15 protein-coding genes are annotated in these 18,701 nt (G+C 58.0%); 4 read left to right on the forward strand and 11 right to left on the reverse strand.

The window, feature by feature from the left end; all coding sequences use genetic code 11:
* Positions 1 to 103: 103 nt before the first annotated feature.
* Positions 104 to 811 carry a TetR/AcrR family transcriptional regulator gene (locus KRR23_RS26210; protein WP_054593186.1) on the reverse strand — a complete coding sequence of 236 codons (708 nt, stop codon included), beginning with the start codon at positions 809 to 811 and terminating at the stop codon, positions 104 to 106.
* A 252-nt stretch (positions 812 to 1,063) separates the two neighbouring features.
* Between KRR23_RS26210 and lexA the strand changes: the two genes are divergently transcribed.
* Positions 1,064 to 1,672 carry a transcriptional repressor LexA gene (lexA, locus tag KRR23_RS26215; RefSeq protein ID WP_054593187.1) on the forward strand — a complete coding sequence of 203 codons (609 nt, stop codon included), beginning with the start codon at positions 1,064 to 1,066 and terminating at the stop codon, positions 1,670 to 1,672.
* A 10-nt stretch (positions 1,673 to 1,682) separates the two neighbouring features.
* Positions 1,683 to 2,156: an SOS-induced cell division inhibitor SulA gene (sulA, locus tag KRR23_RS26220; RefSeq protein ID WP_216744811.1), complete on the forward strand. Its 474-nt coding sequence runs from the start codon at positions 1,683 to 1,685 to the stop codon at positions 2,154 to 2,156.
* A 106-nt stretch (positions 2,157 to 2,262) separates the two neighbouring features.
* On the opposite strand, the gene KRR23_RS26225 is transcribed toward sulA, so the two are convergent.
* The 7 genes from KRR23_RS26225 to KRR23_RS26255 form a co-directional block, all read right to left on the reverse strand.
* A complete protein-coding gene (locus KRR23_RS26225) occupies positions 2,263 to 2,496 on the reverse strand; it encodes a hypothetical protein (RefSeq protein ID WP_019692745.1) in 234 nt (77 codons plus the stop codon).
* Positions 2,497 to 2,647: 151 nt separating this feature from the next.
* Positions 2,648 to 3,172, reverse strand: coding sequence for a DUF6586 family protein (locus tag KRR23_RS26230; protein WP_123584637.1), 525 nt, complete (start codon positions 3,170 to 3,172; stop codon positions 2,648 to 2,650).
* Between the two features lie 143 nt (positions 3,173 to 3,315).
* Positions 3,316 to 5,937, reverse strand: a complete 2,622-nt coding sequence (gene topA, locus KRR23_RS26235; RefSeq protein WP_054593192.1) for a type I DNA topoisomerase — start codon at positions 5,935 to 5,937, stop codon at positions 3,316 to 3,318.
* 114 nt (positions 5,938 to 6,051) lie between these two features.
* Positions 6,052 to 6,288, reverse strand: a complete 237-nt coding sequence (locus KRR23_RS26240) for a DUF1653 domain-containing protein (protein WP_019692748.1) — start codon at positions 6,286 to 6,288, stop codon at positions 6,052 to 6,054.
* A gap of 100 nt (positions 6,289 to 6,388) precedes the next feature.
* The gene (fadA, locus tag KRR23_RS26245; RefSeq protein WP_019692749.1) at positions 6,389 to 7,564 is read right to left on the reverse strand and encodes an acetyl-CoA C-acyltransferase FadA; all 1,176 of its coding nucleotides are present in this window, start codon (positions 7,562 to 7,564) and stop codon (positions 6,389 to 6,391) included.
* Between the two features lie 30 nt (positions 7,565 to 7,594).
* Positions 7,595 to 9,742 carry a fatty acid oxidation complex subunit alpha FadB gene (fadB, locus tag KRR23_RS26250; RefSeq protein ID WP_216744812.1) on the reverse strand — a complete coding sequence of 716 codons (2,148 nt, stop codon included), beginning with the start codon at positions 9,740 to 9,742 and terminating at the stop codon, positions 7,595 to 7,597.
* A gap of 537 nt (positions 9,743 to 10,279) precedes the next feature.
* Positions 10,280 to 10,717, reverse strand: a complete 438-nt coding sequence (locus KRR23_RS26255; protein WP_216744813.1) for a hypothetical protein — start codon at positions 10,715 to 10,717, stop codon at positions 10,280 to 10,282.
* 104 nt (positions 10,718 to 10,821) lie between these two features.
* Here KRR23_RS26255 and KRR23_RS26260 point away from each other — a divergent pair, with 104 nt between their 5' ends.
* The gene (locus KRR23_RS26260; RefSeq protein ID WP_019689573.1) at positions 10,822 to 11,259 is read left to right on the forward strand and encodes a universal stress protein; all 438 of its coding nucleotides are present in this window, start codon (positions 10,822 to 10,824) and stop codon (positions 11,257 to 11,259) included.
* Positions 11,260 to 11,438: 179 nt separating this feature from the next.
* On the opposite strand, the gene KRR23_RS26265 is transcribed toward KRR23_RS26260, so the two are convergent.
* Positions 11,439 to 13,355 carry an ATP-binding cassette domain-containing protein gene (locus KRR23_RS26265; protein WP_216744814.1) on the reverse strand — a complete coding sequence of 639 codons (1,917 nt, stop codon included), beginning with the start codon at positions 13,353 to 13,355 and terminating at the stop codon, positions 11,439 to 11,441.
* A gap of 213 nt (positions 13,356 to 13,568) precedes the next feature.
* Here KRR23_RS26265 and KRR23_RS26270 point away from each other — a divergent pair, with 213 nt between their 5' ends.
* On the forward strand, positions 13,569 to 15,497 hold the full coding sequence (locus tag KRR23_RS26270) for a transglycosylase SLT domain-containing protein (RefSeq protein ID WP_216744815.1): 1,929 nt from the start codon (positions 13,569 to 13,571) through the stop codon (positions 15,495 to 15,497).
* Between the two features lie 142 nt (positions 15,498 to 15,639).
* On the opposite strand, the gene KRR23_RS26275 is transcribed toward KRR23_RS26270, so the two are convergent.
* Both KRR23_RS26275 and KRR23_RS26280 read right to left on the reverse strand, forming a co-directional pair.
* Positions 15,640 to 16,671 carry a Fic family protein gene (locus KRR23_RS26275; protein ID WP_216744816.1) on the reverse strand — a complete coding sequence of 344 codons (1,032 nt, stop codon included), beginning with the start codon at positions 16,669 to 16,671 and terminating at the stop codon, positions 15,640 to 15,642.
* A gap of 75 nt (positions 16,672 to 16,746) precedes the next feature.
* On the reverse strand, positions 16,747 to 18,540 hold the full coding sequence (locus KRR23_RS26280) for an ABC transporter transmembrane domain-containing protein (protein ID WP_216744817.1): 1,794 nt from the start codon (positions 18,538 to 18,540) through the stop codon (positions 16,747 to 16,749).
* Between the last annotated feature and the right edge of the window lie 161 nt (positions 18,541 to 18,701).

Consider the following 18,701-nt stretch of genomic DNA (forward strand, 5'->3'; position numbering starts at 1 on the left):
GCGGAACGTGGTCGGTAAAAGAGAAATCGAGCGGGTCTGAAACGAGAGTCGGCATGGGCGGCTAGCTTAGCGGATGTAAGCTGCCGCGCCCACCCGTGAACCGTTAAACCTTGGCGGCGACGGGCGCCGATTTGCTGCGAGGACGCAACTGGGCCGACGCCATGGCCTCGTCGGTGACGCCGGTTTCTGCGCGCATGCCAGCAGCCAGGAACGGCACCATCAGACGCATCACCTGCTCGATCGAGGTGTTCACCCCGAAATCGGTCTCGGCGATAGCGCGCAAGGCCTTGATCCCCGACATGCTGAATGCCGCTGCGCCGAGCATGAAGTGCACGCGCCAGAACAGTTCGATAGGCGGAATACGCGGTGCGGCTTCATTGACCAGCAGCATGTAACGACGGAATACCTTGCCGTACATGTCTTCCAGGTAACGACGCAAGTGCCCCTGGCTCTGGCTGAACGCCAATCCCAACAGGCGCATGAAGATAGACAGGTCATTGCCGCTGCGCGGCTGCACCACGAGGGCTTGTTCGACGAGGATTTCCAGCAGTTCTTCGAGGCTCGGTTTGCTGTCCGGCTTGGCCTGACGGCGCTCCAGCTCACGATCGAGGCTGATGCAGAAAGGCCCGAGAAAACGCGAGAAGACTGCCTGAATCAAGGCCTTCTTTGAGCCGAAATGATAGTTCACTGCCGCCAGATTGACCCCAGCCTTGCTGGTGATCAGCCGCAATGAAGTTTCGGCAAAACCTTTTTCCGCGAACAACTGCTCGGCAGCATCGAGAATGCGTTCAACGGTTTCCGACTGGGCCATGGCTACTCCGCCTGACAAACACTTGTTTGAAACATACGTTTCAGCCTGGGCCTTGTCAAGCCTGCCTGTTCGTTTTGCGAACGGTCGGTCAGCTATTTAACCATACAAGTCGGGAGCTGTAGCCAGTCCTACAAGCAGCAAGCTTACGATCTGTAAACCGACCGTCCAGCGGTCGGATAAAAAAGGAGGATTGCCAAGACCACTCCACTGTATATAATCCCAGTCACTGTATAAAAAGACAGAGCGATCGACATGATAAAACTGACGCCACGCCAAGCTGAGATTCTGGCTTTTATCAAACGTTGCCTCGAAGACAACGGCTATCCGCCGACCCGTGCAGAAATCGCCCTGGAGCTTGGCTTCAAGTCGCCCAATGCTGCGGAAGAACACCTCAAGGCACTGGCGCGCAAGGGAGCAATCGAAATGACGCCCGGCGCCTCACGCGGTATTCGCATCCCGGGCTTCGAAGCCAAGGCCGACGAGTCCACCTTGCCGATCATTGGCCGGGTTGCTGCCGGCGCTCCGATTCTCGCTCAACAGCACATCGAAGAATCCTGCAACATCAATCCTTCCTTCTTCCATCCACGCGCTGACTATTTGTTGCGCGTTCACGGCATGAGCATGAAGGACGTGGGAATTTTCGACGGCGACCTGCTCGCCGTGCATACCACGCGCGAGGCCCGTAACGGCCAGATCGTGGTTGCGCGGATCGGCGACGAAGTGACCGTCAAGCGTTTCAAGCGCGACGGCAGCAAGGTCTGGCTGATTGCCGAAAACCCCGAGTTTGCCCCGATCGAAGTGAACCTGAAAGATCAGGACCTGGTGATCGAAGGCTTGAGTGTCGGCGTCATTCGCCGCTAAAGGAGGCGTTATGCAGTTCCCTCACACACCACAGCACACACAACTTCCGCTGTTCGAAGCGTTCATGGCACAGCCGTTGGCGCCGACTCTCAAAGACGTGGTCGAGTCACCCTGGAGCGCCGAACCCGAAGTGTTCAGTGAGCTGTCATTGCGTGGTGCGGCTGGGAGCTGCCTGAACCTTCTGGCCCCCATCCTCAGAGAGTTAAGCCAGGACAAGGACGCTCGCTGGCTGACACTGATCGCTCCACCTGCCAGCCTGACTCAAGCCTGGCTGCGAGATGCCGGCCTGAACCGCGAACGCATTCTGTTGCTGCAACCACGGGGAACACAAAGCGCCCAGCAACTGGCTTGCGAAGCCTTGCGCCTGGGCCGCAGTCACACCGTTGTAAGCTGGCTGAACCCGCTGAACTCCAGCGCGCGCCAACAGCTGATCAGCGCCGCCCGTACCGGGGATGCTCAAAGTCTGAATATTCGGCTGGGCTAAGCGACACTCACTGTGCACTTGAAAAGCGCAGGGCTTCTCCAGGACAGAGAAGCCAATCTGTAACATCGACGTGAAATGATGCCCTACGAAAAGCCGACGAACGGAATCAATGAAGAATCCGCGGCCCTTCTTCTTTGTCGAATTCGCCTTCAACCAAGCGTCCAGCCATCTGCACACCCACGCTCAACATCGCCTTGGCGACTTCAACGTGCTGGCCCTGCAGGAACGCTTTGGCGTCTTCAGAGAAGTTCAAAGTCACCAGAGAACCCTCGTCCTCAGCTCTGCGCAGCTCAATACGACCGTCTGGCAGTTCGACAATTTCTAGAAAGGACGTTGGCATAAAGGTCTGTTCTCCACGAAAGGCGGGGATTATATAGTCATCAGCGCAGCTTCGCTCGGGATCTTGACCGGCAGCACGTCACCGAAACCCATGCTAAAGATCATCCCTGATCCATGGCCATCACTGAACACTCAGCGTTCCGTGCGCAGATTCAGCACTCATTCAACCCTTCGCGAAACCGAATCGCCAGGTCTTTGAGGTTCTGACGCCAGCTTTCCAACTCCTCCCGACTCAACTCTTGAGGCGTCTCTTCTTCATCGAGGTTAACCGCCATGATCAGCGGCTGGGTCACGTCGCCCTTAGGCTTGTGCGGCACGCGTGGCGGCTGAAACAGCGCGGCATGGGCAGCCAAAAGCTTTGCCAGCCAGGTTTCAGGGTTATTCGCCAACTCGACCATCTCCGCCATTTCCGGAATAGCGATGGTCTCGAGCACTTCACGAGTCAGCAGCAATTCTGCTCGCGGTGCATTGGCCTGAGGCAAACGGTAAAAACCGGCAATCTCATGACACAAGCCCAGCAGTGCGCCGTACAAGTGAAACAACGCTGACTCACGCCCGGCCTGGATCAGCGCCAGGGAATTCATTGCCCGCCCCTCTTCCGCCCGGGCCAGCGCCTCAAGCGACAGACCGGCAAAGTAAATTTTCTGATTGGTACGGGTATAGAGCTCAAAGGCCATGACGGCAGTCTCCACAACGAAATAAGACGCGTAATGCAGGTCTGACAGTGTCATGGATCAGACAAGCCGACCGCAAGCACAAAACAAAAGGCCGCATGAAAACCCGAGGGTTCGCATGCGGCCTTTGGCATCGCATTGCCCGATTATTTGGCTACGCGCTTGTCTTCAACCACCCACTTGCCACCGTCGTAGAATGCCTTCCAACCGGTAGGCTTGCCTTCGACTTCGGTCTGCACGTACTGCTCCTTGGTCTTGCGGCTGTAACGGATCACTGCCGGGAGACCATCCGGATCTTTCTTCGGCGCCGCGCAGAGGAAGTGGTACTTCGGATCGATCTCATCCTTGTGCGGCACGATCTCGATCACCAGCGGAGCACGGGTCTCGCGGTTTTTCGGGAACTGGCTCGCCGCCAGGAACAGGCCGGAAGCACCGTCACGCAGAATGTAGGTGTCATTGACCTTCTCGCACTTGAGCTCGGGCATCTTCACCGGATCCATCTTCGGCGGTGCAGCGTCACCGCTCTTCAGCAGTTTGCGGGTGTTCTTGCAGGTCGCGTTGGTGCAACCGAAGAACTTGCCGAAACGACCAGTCTTCAACTGCATTTCGCTGCCGCACTTATCGCACTCCAGGCTCGGACCTTCGTAGCCCTTGATGCGATAGCTGCCTTCTTCGATCTCGTAACCTGCGCAATCCGGGTTGTTACCGCAGATGTGCAGCTTGCGCTTCTCATCCAGCAGGTAAGCGTCCATCGCGGTGCTGCAGATCGGGCAGCGATGCTTGCCACGCAGCACCAAAGACTCCGACTCACCCTCGTCGTCCGCAGCGATTTCATCGCCCGGCACCAGGTTGACAGTGGCTTTGCAGCGCTCTTTTGGTGGCAGGCTGTAGCCCGAGCAACCAAGGAACACACCGGTCGATGCGGTACGAATCTGCATCGGACGACCGCAGGTGAGGCACGGAATGTCAGTCATGACCGGCTGATTGGCACGCATGCCGTTTTCCGCGCTCTCGGCTACTTCGAGTTTCTTCTTGAAGTCGCCGTAGAACTCGTCCAGCACGTTTTTCCAGTCGCGCTCGCCCTGGGCGACGTCATCGAGGTTCTCTTCCATGCCGGCGGTGAAGCCGTAGTCCATCAGGTTCGAGAAGCTTTCGGACAGACGCTCGGTGACGATGTCACCCATCTTTTCCGAGTAGAAACGACGGTTGTGCAGCGCGACGTAACCGCGGTCCTGGATAGTCGAAATGATCGCCGCGTAGGTCGAAGGACGACCGATACCGCGTTTTTCCATTTCTTTAACCAGGCTCGCTTCCGAGTAACGCGCCGGCGGCTTGGTGAAGTGCTGGCTTGGATCAAGCTTGATCAGCTTCAGCACATCGCCTTGCGCCATGTCCGGCAGCACATCGTCGTCGCCAGGCTTGGCCATTTGCGGCATGACGCGGGTGTAACCGTCGAACTTCAGGATGCGGCCCTTGGCACGCAGCTCGAAGCCGCTAGCAGCGACGCTGACGGTGGTCGACAGGTATTTCGCCGGCAGCATCTGGCACGCGACGAATTGGCGCCAGATCAGCTCGTAGAGACGCTCAGCGTCACGTTCCATGCCCGACAGCTTGCTTGGATCGGTATTCACGTCAGAAGGACGAATCGCTTCGTGAGCTTCTTGCGCGCCTTCCTTGCTGCTGTAGACGTTCGGCGTTTCCGGCAGGTACTTGCTACCGAACTCACCTTCAATATAAGTACGCGCCATCGCTACGGCATCAACCGAGAGGTTGGTCGAGTCGGTACGCATGTAAGTGATGTAGCCAGCTTCGTACAGACGCTGGGCCATCATCATGGTTTTCTTCACGCCGAAGCCCAGGCGGTTACTGGCAGCCTGTTGCAGTGTGGACGTGATGAACGGTGCCGACGGCTTGCTGCTGGTCGGCTTGTCTTCGCGCTTGGCGATGGTGTAGCTGGAAGCCTTGAGCTTCTCCAGCGCAGCCATGGCCTGGGCTTCGTTGAGCGGCTTGAAGGCTTCGCCGTTTTCACGGGCCACTTCAAAACGCACATTGGCGCCCTTGGCAGTGCCGAGGTCCGCGTGAACTTCCCAGTACTCTTCCGGATTGAACGCGCGAATCTCGCGCTCACGCTCCACCACCAGCTTCACGGCTACCGATTGCACACGACCGGCAGACAGACCGCGAGCGATCTTGGCCCACAGCAGCGGCGAAACCATGTAACCCACCACGCGGTCGAGGAAACGACGCGCCTGCTGAGCATTGACCCGATCGATATCCAGCTCGCCCGGCTGGGAGAAGGCTTCCTGAATCGCCTTCTTGGTGATTTCGTTGAACACCACGCGCTTGTAGCGGCTGTCATCACCACCGATGGCTTCGCGCAGGTGCCAGGCAATGGCTTCCCCCTCGCGATCCAAGTCGGTTGCGAGATAGATGGTGTCAGCATCTTTGGCGAGCCGGCGCAGCTCTTCGATGACCTTTTCCTTGCCCGGGAGGATCTCGTACTTGGCTTTCCAGCCATGATCGGGATCGACACCCATGCGCGAGACCAGCTGCTTGCGCGCCTTTTCTTTAGGCGACAGCGCCGGCACTTCACCAGCAGCAGCCTTGCCGCGCTTGGCAGCAGGCTCTTTGCTGGCGCTAGCCGAACCGCTGGTGGGCAGGTCTCGGATATGGCCGATACTCGACTTCACCACGTATTGGTTACCCAGATACTTGTTGATGGTCTTGGCCTTAGCCGGGGATTCCACAATGACCAGCGATTTGCCCATGGATCAGAAAATTCCTGAATTCTAGAAGTGAAAGGCGGTTGGCGCCTGACGCGGCACCGCTATATATAGTGGCAACAAGGTGAGGTCAAGCGCAGGGTTCTGCGCGCGCTCAGCTTATGGCCTTGAAAAAAGGCTTGGTTCGGCCTGCACCAAAGCAAAGCGTGGGACCTGTTCGCCGTCAACTTCGACCGACTCCAGGAACATGCTCAAGGGACGCACCCAAAAGCCGTAATCGCCATACAGGGCTTGGTAGAAGACCACTTCTTCTTCGGTCTCGGAATGCCGCGCAACACTGAATACGCGGTACTGCGGACCTTTGTAATGCTGGTAGAGCCCTGGTTGTATCGGCATGGTCTGGCCCTCACTCAAATCACTTGAAATAAAAAACAAAAAAAATCTTCAGAAAAACAAAAACCGGGGCACATGGCCCCGGCTTCCGTCGACGAATCGCTTAAACGCGTTCGAAGACGGTGGCAATGCCCTGGCCGAGGCCAATGCACATGGTCGATACACCGAAAGTGCCGCCATTCTGCTTCATTACATTGAGCAGGGTGCCGGAGATACGTGCACCGGAGCAACCGAATGGGTGGCCCAGGGCGATCGCGCCGCCGTGCAGGTTAACCTTCTCGTTCATCTTGTCGAGCACTTTCAAATCTTTCAGCACTGGCAGTGCCTGTGCAGCGAAAGCTTCGTTGAGTTCGAAGAAGTCGATATCGGCAATACCCAGACCTGCACGCTTCAGTGCTTTCTGTGTCGCCGGTACTGGACCATAGCCCATGATCGCCGGATCCACACCTGCCACTGCCATCGAGCGGATCACCGCCATCGGCTGGATGCCCAGGTCCTGTGCACGCTGCGCCGACATCACGATCATGCACGAAGCACCATCGGTGATCTGCGACGAAGTACCGGCTGTCACGGTGCCACCCTTTGGATTGAACGCCGGCTTCAACGCCGCCAGGCTTTCCAGGGTAGTTTCCGGACGGATGGTTTCGTCGTAGTCGAACAGTTTCAGGAAACCGTTCTCGTCGTAACCCTGCATCGGGATGATTTCGTCTTTGAACTTGCCTTCCACCGTCGCTTTATGGGCGAGTTGGTGGGAACGCACGCCGAAGGCATCTTGCTGCTCACGGGTAATGCCGTGCATTTTGCCGAGCATTTCAGCGGTCAGGCCCATCATGCCCGAGGCTTTCGCCGCGTACAGCGACATGTGCGGGTTCGGATCGACACCGTGCATCATGCTGACGTGACCCATATGCTCGACGCCGCCAACCACGAATACGTCACCGTTACCGGTCATGATCGCTTGCGCTGCGGTGTGCAGTGCACTCATCGAGGAGCCACACAGGCGGCTGACGGTCTGGCCGGCAGCCGTGTGCGGGATCTGAGTCATCAAGGACGCCATGCGGGCGATGTTCCAGCCCTGCTCCAGGGTCTGGTTCACGCAGCCCCAGATCACGTCTTCGACTTCGCTCGGGTCGACCTTGACGTTGCGTTCCAGCAACTTGCTGATCAGGTGTGCCGACATGTCTTCGGCGCGGGTGTTGCGGTGCATGCCGCCCTTGGAGCGGCCCATCGGAGTACGACCGAAGTCGACAATCACGACGTCTCTAGGATTCAAGCTCATATAATTTCACTCTCGCTCTAGTGTGGGCGCTTAACCGAAGAAGCTCTGGCCGTTTTTGGCCATCTCGCGCAGCTTCTCGGTCGGGTGGTACAGCGCGCCCAAATCAGCGTACTGGTCAGCCAGGGCAACGAACTCTGCAACACCGATTGCGTCGATGTAGCGCAGTGCACCGCCACGGAATGGAGGGAAACCAATACCGTAGACCAGACCCATGTCGGCTTCGGCAGCGGTTTCGACGATGCCGTCTTCCAGGCAACGCACGGTTTCCAGGCACAGCGGGATCATCATCCAGTTGATGATGTCTTCGTCGGTTACCTCACGCTGTTCGAAGACGATTGGCTTGAGCACTTCGAGTACCGACGGATCGGCTACTTTCTTCTGCTTGCCGCGCTTGTCGGTCTCGTAGGCGTAGAAGCCCTTGCCGTTCTTCTGGCCCAGGCGCTTGGCTTCATAGAGCACGTCAACGGCCGAACGACGGTCGTCTTTCATGCGGTCCGGGAAGCCTTCAGCCATCACGTCACGACCGTGGTGACCAGTGTCGATACCGACCACGTCCATCAGGTACGCCGGCCCCATTGGCCAGCCGAATTTTTCCATGATCTTGTCGATGCGGACGAAGTCCACACCGGCGCTGACCAACTTGGCGAAACCGCCGAAGTACGGGAACAGAACGCGGTTGACCAGGAAGCCCGGGCAGTCGTTGACGACGATCGGGTTCTTGCCCATTTTCTTGGCGTAGGCAACGGTGGTGGCAACGGCCAGCTCGCTGGACTTCTCGCCACGAATGACCTCAACCAGCGGCATCATGTGCACCGGGTTGAAGAAGTGCATGCCGACGAAGTTTTCCGGACGCTTGAGGGCCTTGGCCAACAGGCTGATGGAAATGGTCGAGGTGTTCGACGCGAGGATGGTGTCCTCTTTGACCTTGTCTTCGACTTCGGCCAATACCGCTTGCTTGACCTTAGGGTTCTCGACAACGGCTTCGACCACCAGGTCGACGTGGCCGAAATCACCGTAGGACAGGGTTGGACGGATGCCGTTGAGCACTTCGGCCATTTTGGCTGCGGTCATGCGGCCTTTATCAACGCGGCCAACCAGCAGTTTCGCGGCTTCAGCCAGCCCCTGCTCGATACCGTGCTCGTTGATGTCCTTCATCAGGATAGGCGTGCCTTTGGACGCCGACTGATAAGCAATACCGCCCCCCATGATACCGGCGCCGAGTACGGCAGCCTGTTTCACGTCTTTGGCGATTTCGTCGTAGGCCTTGGCTTTTTTCTTCAGTTCCTGATCGTTCAGGAACAGACCGATCAAGCTCTGCGCAGCAGAGGTCTTGGCCAGTTTGACGAAACCGTTGGCTTCAACTTCCAGAGCCTTGTCGCGACCGAAGTTCGCGGCTTTCTGGATCGTCTTGATCGCTTCAACCGGCGCCGGATAGTTCGGGCCAGCCTGACCGGCCACGAAACCTTTGGCGGTTTCGAAAGCCATCATTTGCTCGATGGCGTTCAGCTTGAGCTTTTCCAGCTTCGGCTGACGCTTGGCCTTGTAATCGAACTCGCCGGAAATGGCGCGCTTGATCAGTTCCAGGGCCGCTTCCTGCAGCTTCTCTGGAGCGACCACCGCATCGACTGCGCCGACTTTCAGCGCATCTTCCGGACGGTTTTCCTTACCGGCGGCAATCCACTCGATGGCGTTGTCGGCACCGATGATGCGCGGCAGGCGAACGGTACCGCCGAAGCCTGGGTAGATGCCCAGTTTGACTTCCGGCAGACCGATCTTGGCCGTGGTGGACATGACGCGGTAGTCCGCCGCCAGGCACATTTCCAGACCGCCACCCAAAGCGATGCCGTTGATCGCGGCCACGGTTGGTACATTGAGGTCTTCGAAATCGCTGAAAATCTTGTTGGCTTCGAGGTTGCCAGCAACCAGCTCTGCATCCGGCAGCTTGAAGTTGTCGACGAATTCGGTGATGTCGGCACCGACGATGAATACGTCCTTGCCACTGCTGACGATCACACCCTTGACCGACGCATCTGCCTTGATGGCGTCTACGGCCGAACGTAGTTCGTTCAGGGTTAGACGGTTGAACTTGTTGACGGACTCACCCTTGAGGTCGAATTTCAATTCGACGATGCCACTTTCAAGAGCCTTAACCGTGATGGCTTTACCTTCGTAAATCATCAACTGATCTCCACGATATGGAAGCTGAACAGTACACGTCGGACGCTGACGTTCTGGCTCGGCATGGACGTTACCGTCGATGCTAACGCCATCCCACCAGGCACACCCGCCAACGCGATAGTCGGGATTCTGTAGGAGCCGTCTGTAATACAAACGCTCAATTCATACGCCCGTTTGATTTGGGTACGCCACCTTCACGGAATTTCCGACAATTGTCAATCGCCCAAAAGACGGGTTATCACTCGACTTTGCAGTCATATCCGTACCACGAAGACCTGCAACACGCGGATGCATGTGCAACCATTCATAGAATCAATATTTAGAAACGTCGCCCTAATTAGCTGCGCAGCTCGAAATACAAGCTACGCTGGCCGGGGACGATAAACGAAAAACAGAAGCGCTTATGGCGAACGCCAAGCGCAAGATCAACGCCACGCCCTGGACAGCGTGACGATTCAGCGAATTACCGGCCTGCCTGGCCACTCCAGCCCGATGACGATGTCGGGCTTTTTATTGCCTGTGTGTAGGAGCTGCGTTTCAGGCTAATGCCTTCAGCACGGCATCGATCTCATTCAACACACTGGCCTCGCCCCGCTCCCCCCAATACAACGTGATCATTTGCTTGTCGGCCTCAACCTTGTAGACGTTGGCCGGCAACTTCCGGAAATGAATCAGCAACGACTCATCCTGACAAACCTCTCGCCATTGATTGACCCACACGCCAGGCGCACTTTGCCAACAAATCCAGCACGCCGGTTTATTGCCCCGCCGCGGACGATGATATTGCGCACACGGGCTGGGCGGCGCTGGCTCCAGCCAATGCGGCCACTCCTGCGGTGCCAGCTGCATGGCCAGGCCAATACGCCGCGCCTCCATGCGCAAAGCCATCTGCCCCCCCTGTTTACGCGAAGGCCGCAGCCATGCCAGCGGGCTCAGCACCACTGCGAGGATTGACACCACTATCCAGACCGTCATATCTGTACTCCCGATTCTTGATGGGCGGATTGACCCCTGTCAGAACCAATCCGCTTGAAACCAGCCATACTTACCGTTATCGCAATCCTCAGGAGGAGCACCTCATGCCCTACCACCATATTCTGGTCGCCGTAGATCTAACCGAAGAGTGCGATCCTGTGATTCACCGTGCTCGCGAGTTATCGGTCAGCAACGGTGCCAAATTGTCCCTGGTTCATATTGTCGAACCGATGGCCATGGCCTTTGGTGGTGACGTGCCGATGGACCTGTCGCAATTGCAGCAACAGCAATTCGACCAGGCCAAGGAGCGCCTCGAGCGCCTGATCAACAAATATCCTGAACTTTCCAAAGAATACAGCCACTTGACCTATGGCCAGCCACGCCAGGAAATCCATCATATGGCCAAGGAACAGGAGTGTGACCTGATCGTCGTGGGCAGTCATGGCCGCCACGGCCTCGCACTGCTGCTGGGTTCCACCGCCAATGACGTACTGCACGGAGCACCTTGCGATGTGCTGGCGGTGCGCCTGATCAAAAGCTGAATACGTCCAAATGGAGATCCAGTGTGGGAGCCGGGCTTGCCCGCGATGGGGCCATTACAGGCAATGCAAAGACCGAGGTGATGCCATCGCAGGCAAGCCAGCTCCCACATAAAACCGCATTCCATATGAAAAGCCCGGCGCTCATTACTGAACGCCGGGCTTTTTCATAACAGGATCAATCAGGCATCCAGCTCGGCCCAGCGCTCGACCAGTGCATCGAGTTCCGCTTGCAGTTGCTCAAGCTGCGCGATGACCTTGGCGGTTTCGGCAGCAGGACGCTGATAGAAACCCGCATCGGCCATTTCGGCTTGCACCTTGGCGATCTGCTGTTCCTTGGCATCGATATCGCCCGGCAGCGCTTCCAGCTCACGCTGCAGCTTGTAGCTGAGTTTTTTCTTGGCCACTGGCGCTTCTTGAGCGACCACTGGTGCAGGCGCTGCGGTGACGACCGCAGAGTTCAGGTCGGCCTTGCCGGACTTGCTCTCGGTCACGCCCAGCAGGCGCGGCGAGCCACCCTGACGCAGCCAGTCCTGATAACCACCGACGTATTCACGAACCTTGCCTTCACCTTCGAAGACCAGGGTACTGGTGACCACGTTGTCGAGGAATGCCCGGTCGTGGCTGACCATCAGCACAGTGCCGTTGAAGGTCAGCAAGACCTCTTCCAGCAGCTCGAGGGTTTCCACGTCGAGGTCGTTGGTCGGTTCGTCGAGTACCAGCAGGTTAGCCGGTTTGCTGAACAACTTGGCCAGCAACAGACGCGCACGCTCACCACCCGACAACGCCTTGACCGGCGTGCGGGCACGCTGCGGGCTGAACAGGAAGTCACCGAGGTAGCTCAGTACGTGACGGCTCTGGCCGTCGATATCGATAAAGTCGCGACCTTCGGCGACGTTGTCGATCACGGTCTTTTCCAGATCCAGCTGATGGCGCAGCTGGTCGAAATAGGCCACATCGATGCGAGTGCCCTCTTCAACCGTACCGCTGGTCGGCTGCAAACCGCTGAGCATCAACTTCAACAAGGTGGTTTTGCCGGTACCGTTGGCGCCCAGCAGACCGATACGGTCGCCGCGCTGCAGGACCATTGAGAAATCCTTGATCAGGAACGGGCCATCCGGGTGGGCAAAGCTGACGTTCTCGAGGACCATCACCTGCTTGCCGGACTTGTCAGCGGTATCCAGCTGAATATTGGCCTTGCCGGTCCGCTCACGACGCTCGCTACGCTCGACGCGCAGCGCCTTGAGAGCGCGAACGCGACCTTCGTTACGGGTGCGACGAGCCTTGATGCCCTGGCGGATCCAGACTTCTTCCTGAGCCAGCTTCTTGTCGAACAACGCGTTGGCGGTCTCTTCAGCGGCCAACGTGGCTTCCTTGTGAACGAGGAAGCTGGCGTAGTCGCCGTTCCAGTCGATCAGGCCGCCGCGATCCAGTTCCAGGATGCGAGTTGCCAGGTTTTGCAGGAAAGAACGGTCGTGCGTAATGAACAGCACGGCGCCCTGGAAATCCTTCAACGCCTCTTCGAGCCAGGCAATCGCACCGATGTCCAGGTGGTTGGTCGGTTCGTCGAGCAGCAGCAGATCCGGTTCGGAAACAAGGGCCTGCGCCAGCAGGACGCGACGACGCCAGCCGCCGGACAATTCGGCGAGGGTTTTGTCAGCCGGCAATTGCAGGCGGCTCAGGGTGCTGTCGACCAATTGCTGCAAACGCCAGCCATCGCGAGCTTCGAGGTCGTGCTGGACGTGCATCAGTTTGTCCAGATCTGCGTCGGTGACGATGTTCTGGCTCAGGTGGTGATACTGCGCGAGCAGCTCGCCCACACCGTCCAGGCCTTCGGCAACCACGTCGAACACTGTCCGCTCGTCGGCCACCGGCAGTTCTTGCGGTAATTCGCCGATCTTGAGGCCTGGTGCGCGCCAGACGGAGCCGTCATCAGGCTTCTGATCGCCCTTGACCAGCTTCATCATGCTGGATTTGCCAGTGCCGTTGCGGCCGATGATGCACACCCGCTCACCACGGGCGATCTGCCAGGACACCTTGTCCAACAACGGCATAGCGCCGAAAGCAAGGGACACATCGCTGAATTTGAGCAGGGTCATGAGCTTCTCCAAAAACCGGGCGCGCATTCTACCTGACTTGCGACGTCAGAAGGCCGGCATTTTCAATGTCGAAGCACTCTGCACAACATTTTTTGCGAACTTGTGCCGACGAGCCAGCAAAGCTTTCACCGGCTACAGGCAAAAGGCTAAGCTACAGACAATCAGTGCTGGCACCTGCTGGCACTTGTCATGATTTCTCTGCCCGGATGTCTCATGCGCAGTCGCATTTTCAGCTTTTTATCGTGTTTGCTTCTTTCTGCCACTGCCGTTCAATCCGCCCAGGCGGTGGACCTGTTCACCCAGCGCCAGTATTACGATGAAGCCAAGCGCGCCTTGGCCAAGGGTGATACAGGCCCGTACTTTCGCTACAGCCAGGAGCTGAGCGATTACCCGTTGGAACCTTACCTGGCCTATGACGAGCTGACCGCCCGCCTGAAAACCGCGAGCAACGACGAAATCGAAAGATTCCTCGCCGAGCACGGCGACCTGCCGCAAGCCAACTGGATGAAACTGCGCTGGTTGCGCTGGCTGGCTGAGCGGGGCGACTGGGCGACCTTCGTCAAATACTACGACCCCAAGCTCAATTTCACCGAACTGGACTGCCTCAATGCGCAATACCAGATCGGTCACAACCTCAAGTCCGAAGGTTACGCCAACGCTGACAAGCTCTGGCTGACCGGCAAATCCCAGCCTGAAACCTGCGACTCGTTGTTTGCGCAATGGGCCGCCGAGGGCCAATTGACCGAACAGAAACGCTGGGAACGCCTCAAACTCGCCGCTCACGCACGCAACTATGCGCTGGCCAACAGTTTGATCAACAACATGACCACCCTGGCATCGCGTGGGCGTTTATTGGTAGACGTCGCGCAAAGACCCGAAATGCTTGACCAGCCTTCGCGCTTCACCCCGGCCGATGAAGCCATGTCCGATATTGTCAGCCTTGGCCTGCGCCGCTTCGCGCGCCAGGACCCAGACCGGGCGATGGCCCTGCTCGACAGTTATGCCAGCAGCATGCATTTTTCCAGCGAGGAAAAAGTCGCTATCGCCCGTGAAATCGGCCTGACCCTGGCCCGGCGTTATGACAGCCGCGCCCTCGACGTGATGACCAAATACGACCCGGAACTGCGCGACAACACCGTGTCCGAGTGGCGCTTGCGCCTGCTGCTGCGCCTGGCGCGTTGGGACGATGCTTATCAACTGACCCGCCGCTTGCCGCAGGATCTGGCCACCACCAACCGCTGGCGCTACTGGAAGGCCCGCAGCCTGGAGCTTGCCCAGCCGCAAAACCCGGAAGCGCAAACCCTGTACAAGAGCCTCGCGCGTGAACGTGATTTCTACGGTTTCCTTGCCGCCGACCGCTCGCAATCACCGTATTCGCTGGTCAATAAACCCATGGTATTGAGTCAGGCACTGATCAACAAAGTCCGCAATACACCGGGCGTACGCCGGGCGCTGGAGCTCCATGCTCGCGGGCAGATCGTCGACGGACGCCGCGAGTGGTATTACGTCAGCCGCCACTTCAGCCGTGACGAAATGGTCGCCCAGGCGAAACTGGCCTACGACCTGAAGTGGTATTTCCCGGCAATCCGCACCATCAGTCAGGCGCAATACTGGGATGACCTGGACATTCGTTTCCCGATGGCCCACCGCGATACCCTGGTACGTGAAGCCAAGGTCCGCGGCCTGCATTCGAGCTGGGTATTCGCCATTACCCGCCAGGAAAGTGCCTTCATGGACGACGCCCGCTCCGGCGTCGGCGCCAGCGGCCTGATGCAGTTGATGCCCGGCACCGCCAAGGAAACCGCGCGCAAGTTCAGCATTCCGCTGGCCTCACCGCAGCAAGTGCTGGACCCGGACAAGAATATCCAGCTCGGCGCTGCCTACCTGAGTCAGGTCCACAGCCAGTTCAACGGCAACCGGGTCCTCGCCACCGCCGCCTACAACGCTGGCCCTGGTCGTGTTCGCCAGTGGCTAAGCGGTGCCAACCACCTGAGCTTCGATGTCTGGGTGGAAAGCATCCCGTTCGACGAAACCCGCCAATACGTACAGAACGTGCTCTCCTACTCGGTGATCTACGGCCAGAAGCTCAATTCACCGCAGCCGCTGGTGGATTGGCATGAGCGGTACTTCGACGATCAATAACCGGGTTACACAGGGGCTGGCGAAGCCTGCGATCTTTTAATCTTGCTTTGAGACCCCAACAGAAAATGCCCGCATCGATTGATGCGGGCATTTTTGTTGTCGCAAAAAAACGTCCAAACGGGCTCCGAACCTTTGGCAGCGCCTACCGTCCGAACTGCCTGGCAACCTGCTGACCGTGTGTGGTCAGTCGGTACCGCTGAGCAGGGCTATTGGGTGAGTCGGGATCAGTCATTTCAATCCACCCGGCAGCAAGCGACGGGTTGAGATAGTTGGCCCGGAAGGTCGCTTTGTGGGAAAGCCCCACTTCTACCATCAGCTCATTGACCTTGCGTGGAGAGCTGCCATCAAGCACACGCAACAATCGCGCTACTTGGTCGGTTACTTGGTCGGTTACTTGGTCGGTCAGAGGCGAACTTCGGACCGCCTCTTCGAGCGCTACGCTCAATGCCTGCAACATGAACTCGACAAATGGTGTCGCTTCAGCCAGTTGATCAGCCGCCGACAACGCCGCGTAATAGTCATCCTGTTGCGCCCGAATCACCGCTTCGACCGGCAGATAAGCCAGTACCGGTCGCCAGCGACTGAGTATCGCAGTTTGCCAGAGACGGCCCATACGCCCATTGCCATCGGCAAACGGGTGAATGAATTCGAACTCATAATGAAATACACAGCTGATGATCAGCGGATGCCAGTCAGAGCCTGCGAGCCACGCCAGTAAGTCGTCAATCAAATGCGCAACGCGGCTCGGCGGTGGGGCCATGTGAACCAATTGGTCACCGCGATAAATGCCAACCCCGGCCCGGCGAAACTGTCCGGCATCATCAATCAAGCCATGCATCAACAGCGAATGAGCTTGCAGCAAATCAGCCCGCGTACTCGGCTGCCATTGCGGCATGGCTTCATAAGCTGCGAAAGCATTGCGAACTTCCTGGATTTCCCTGGGCAAACCCAGTACTCGCTCACCCGCCAGAACGGCGGTGACCTGCTCTACACTCAGGGTATTGTTCTCGATCGCCAACGAGGCCTGAATCGTACGAATCCGGTTACCACGACGCAGCTGTGGCGTTTGCCGGGAGTCGTCCACAGCTGAAAGCCGACCAATTTGCTCGCTGATCTCTGCGATCAACGTCAGCATTTTGGCCGTCAGTGTCAACGGTGGCTGGTAACGACTCATTTTCTGTCCTGGCCTGTAACAAAGGTCGACATAGTGCCCGAACGCAATGCCATACAGCACCTCCAATTTGCCTTGTCATTCTGCCCCGAAATGATCGCCATCTTCGGTCGCCCCAACAAACTGCAACGCCGCCAGCCGCGCATACAGCGCATTGCTGGCAATCAGTTCGTGGTGCGTACCCACCGCTATCAGTTTTCCCTGGTCCATCACCGCGATCCGGTCGGCGTTCTTTACCGTGGCCAGGCGATGGGCGATGACCAGCGTGGTGCGGTTTTTCATCAAGCGGGGCAGTGCTTGCTGGATCAGGTATTCACTTTGCGCATCGAGGGCACTGGTGGCTTCGTCCAGCAGCAGGATCGGTGCATCCACCAATAACGCCCGGGCGATGGCCAGCCGCTGACGCTGACCGCCGGAAAGTCCGAGACCGCCGTCGCCCAGATGCGTCTGGTAGCCATCCGGCATTTTTTCGATGAAGTCGTGGGCGTAGGCAATCCTTGCCGCTTCCTGGACCTGAGCCAGGGTCGCCGAGGGTTTGCCATAGCGGATGTTCTCTTCGATGCTGCCGAAAAACAGCGCCGGGGTTTGCGACACCAGCGCGAAACACCGGCGCAAATCCATGGGATCAAGTTGGGTCAGCGGCACGCCATCGAGCAGAATGCGGCCTGCTATCGGATCGTAAAAGCGCAACAGCAGGTCATAAACCGTCGACTTGCCGGCCCCTGAAGGTCCGACCAGCGCGAGGGTTTCGCCGGCTTTGATGGCCAGACTCAAACCATCGATAGCGTAGCTTTCGGGCCGTGACGGGTAGGAAAAACGTAGATCTTCGAGCAGCAAATCGCCACGCACTCGATCAGGCAATGTCACTTGCCCCGAGACCGGTGGCTGGATGATGTTTTCCGAGCGCAGCAACTCGGCAATTCGTTCAGCCGCACCGGCCGCCCGCTGCAGCTCGCCAATCACTTCGCTCAAAGTGCCAAAGGCACTGCCGACGATCAGGCTGTAGAACACGAAGGCCGCCAGCTCACCCCCGGAAATGCGCCCGGCCATCACGTCCATGCCGCCGACCCAGAGCATCACCGCGACCGCCCCCAGCACCAGCATGATCACCAGGGTAATCAGCCAGGCGCGCTGGACGATACGTTTGCGTGCGGTATCGAAAGCCTCTTCCACGGTGACGGCGAAGCGCTGTTCGTCCTGCACCTGATGGTTATAGGCCTGCACGGTCTTGATCTGGCCGAGCGATTCCGACACATAGCTGCCGATGTCGGCAATGCGATCCTGACTCAAGCGCGACAGGCGGCGAACCCGGCGACCGAAGATCAGAATCGGTGCGATCACCAACGGCAGCGTCACCACCACAATGCTGGTGAGTTTCGGGTTGGTGATAAACAGCAGCACGACTCCGCCGATGACCATCAGCAAATTGCGCAGGAACAGCGACAGCGACGAGCCAATCACCGATTGCAGCAGCGTAGTATCGGCCGTCAGACGCGACTGGATCTCCGAGCTGCGGTTGTTCTCGTAGAACCCCGGGTGCAGGTAAATCAAATGATTGAACACCTGTTGACGGATATCGGCCACGCAACGCTCACCGATCCACGACACCAGGTAAAAACGCATGAAAGTGCCGATCGCAAGGCCCAACACCAGCAACATGAACACGCCGATGGACTGGTTGAGCAACTGCGGTGACTGGGTCATGAAGCCCTGGTCCACCAGCAGGCGAATGCCCTGCCCCATGGACAAGGTAATGCCGGCAGTGACAATCAGCGCCAGCAAGGCACCGAGCGCCTGCCAACGGTAAGGTGCAACAAAACGACTGGCCAGGCGAATCGCACGGCGGTGACGGGCAGACAGCATCAGGATCATCCGAAAGCGCAAACTGAAAGGATCAACCCGGCCAAGCCTACACCGGTCGATCCGCTGCAACGCTGTAAATCACAATGAGTCAGGTTAAATATGACCGCAGACAATAGAGCCTAGATGTTATCGGTCTAAAGTCCGGCTAGAAGTCCGAGGTTATTTCTGAT

The sequence above is a fragment of the Pseudomonas sp. CVAP#3 genome, from assembly GCF_018986375.1.
In the GTDB taxonomy this organism is placed as follows: domain Bacteria; phylum Pseudomonadota; class Gammaproteobacteria; order Pseudomonadales; family Pseudomonadaceae; genus Aquipseudomonas; species Aquipseudomonas helvetica.

Excerpts from the sequence above, each read along its gene's own strand:
- KRR23_RS26265 (WP_216744814.1), bottom strand. The coding sequence starts at position 13,355 with ATGACCCTGCTCAAATTCAGCGATGTGTCCCTTGCTTTCGGCGCTATG.
- KRR23_RS26260 (WP_019689573.1), top strand. The coding sequence starts at position 10,822 with ATGCCCTACCACCATATTCTGGTCGCCGTAGATCTAACCGAAGAGTGC.
- KRR23_RS26230 (WP_123584637.1), bottom strand. The coding sequence starts at position 3,172 with ATGGCCTTTGAGCTCTATACCCGTACCAATCAGAAAATTTACTTTGCC.
- KRR23_RS26275 (WP_216744816.1), bottom strand. The coding sequence starts at position 16,671 with ATGAGTCGTTACCAGCCACCGTTGACACTGACGGCCAAAATGCTGACG.
- sulA (WP_216744811.1), top strand. The coding sequence starts at position 1,683 with ATGCAGTTCCCTCACACACCACAGCACACACAACTTCCGCTGTTCGAA.
- KRR23_RS26240 (WP_019692748.1), bottom strand. The coding sequence starts at position 6,288 with ATGCCGATACAACCAGGGCTCTACCAGCATTACAAAGGTCCGCAGTAC.
- fadA (WP_019692749.1), bottom strand. The coding sequence starts at position 7,564 with ATGAGCTTGAATCCTAGAGACGTCGTGATTGTCGACTTCGGTCGTACT.
- topA (WP_054593192.1), bottom strand. The coding sequence starts at position 5,937 with ATGGGCAAATCGCTGGTCATTGTGGAATCCCCGGCTAAGGCCAAGACC.
- KRR23_RS26280 (WP_216744817.1), bottom strand. The coding sequence starts at position 18,540 with ATGATCCTGATGCTGTCTGCCCGTCACCGCCGTGCGATTCGCCTGGCC.
- lexA (WP_054593187.1), top strand. The coding sequence starts at position 1,064 with ATGATAAAACTGACGCCACGCCAAGCTGAGATTCTGGCTTTTATCAAA.
- KRR23_RS26270 (WP_216744815.1), top strand. The coding sequence starts at position 13,569 with ATGCGCAGTCGCATTTTCAGCTTTTTATCGTGTTTGCTTCTTTCTGCC.
- KRR23_RS26225 (WP_019692745.1), bottom strand. The coding sequence starts at position 2,496 with ATGCCAACGTCCTTTCTAGAAATTGTCGAACTGCCAGACGGTCGTATT.
- KRR23_RS26210 (WP_054593186.1), bottom strand. The coding sequence starts at position 811 with ATGGCCCAGTCGGAAACCGTTGAACGCATTCTCGATGCTGCCGAGCAG.
- KRR23_RS26255 (WP_216744813.1), bottom strand. The coding sequence starts at position 10,717 with ATGACGGTCTGGATAGTGGTGTCAATCCTCGCAGTGGTGCTGAGCCCG.
- fadB (WP_216744812.1), bottom strand. The coding sequence starts at position 9,742 with ATGATTTACGAAGGTAAAGCCATCACGGTTAAGGCTCTTGAAAGTGGC.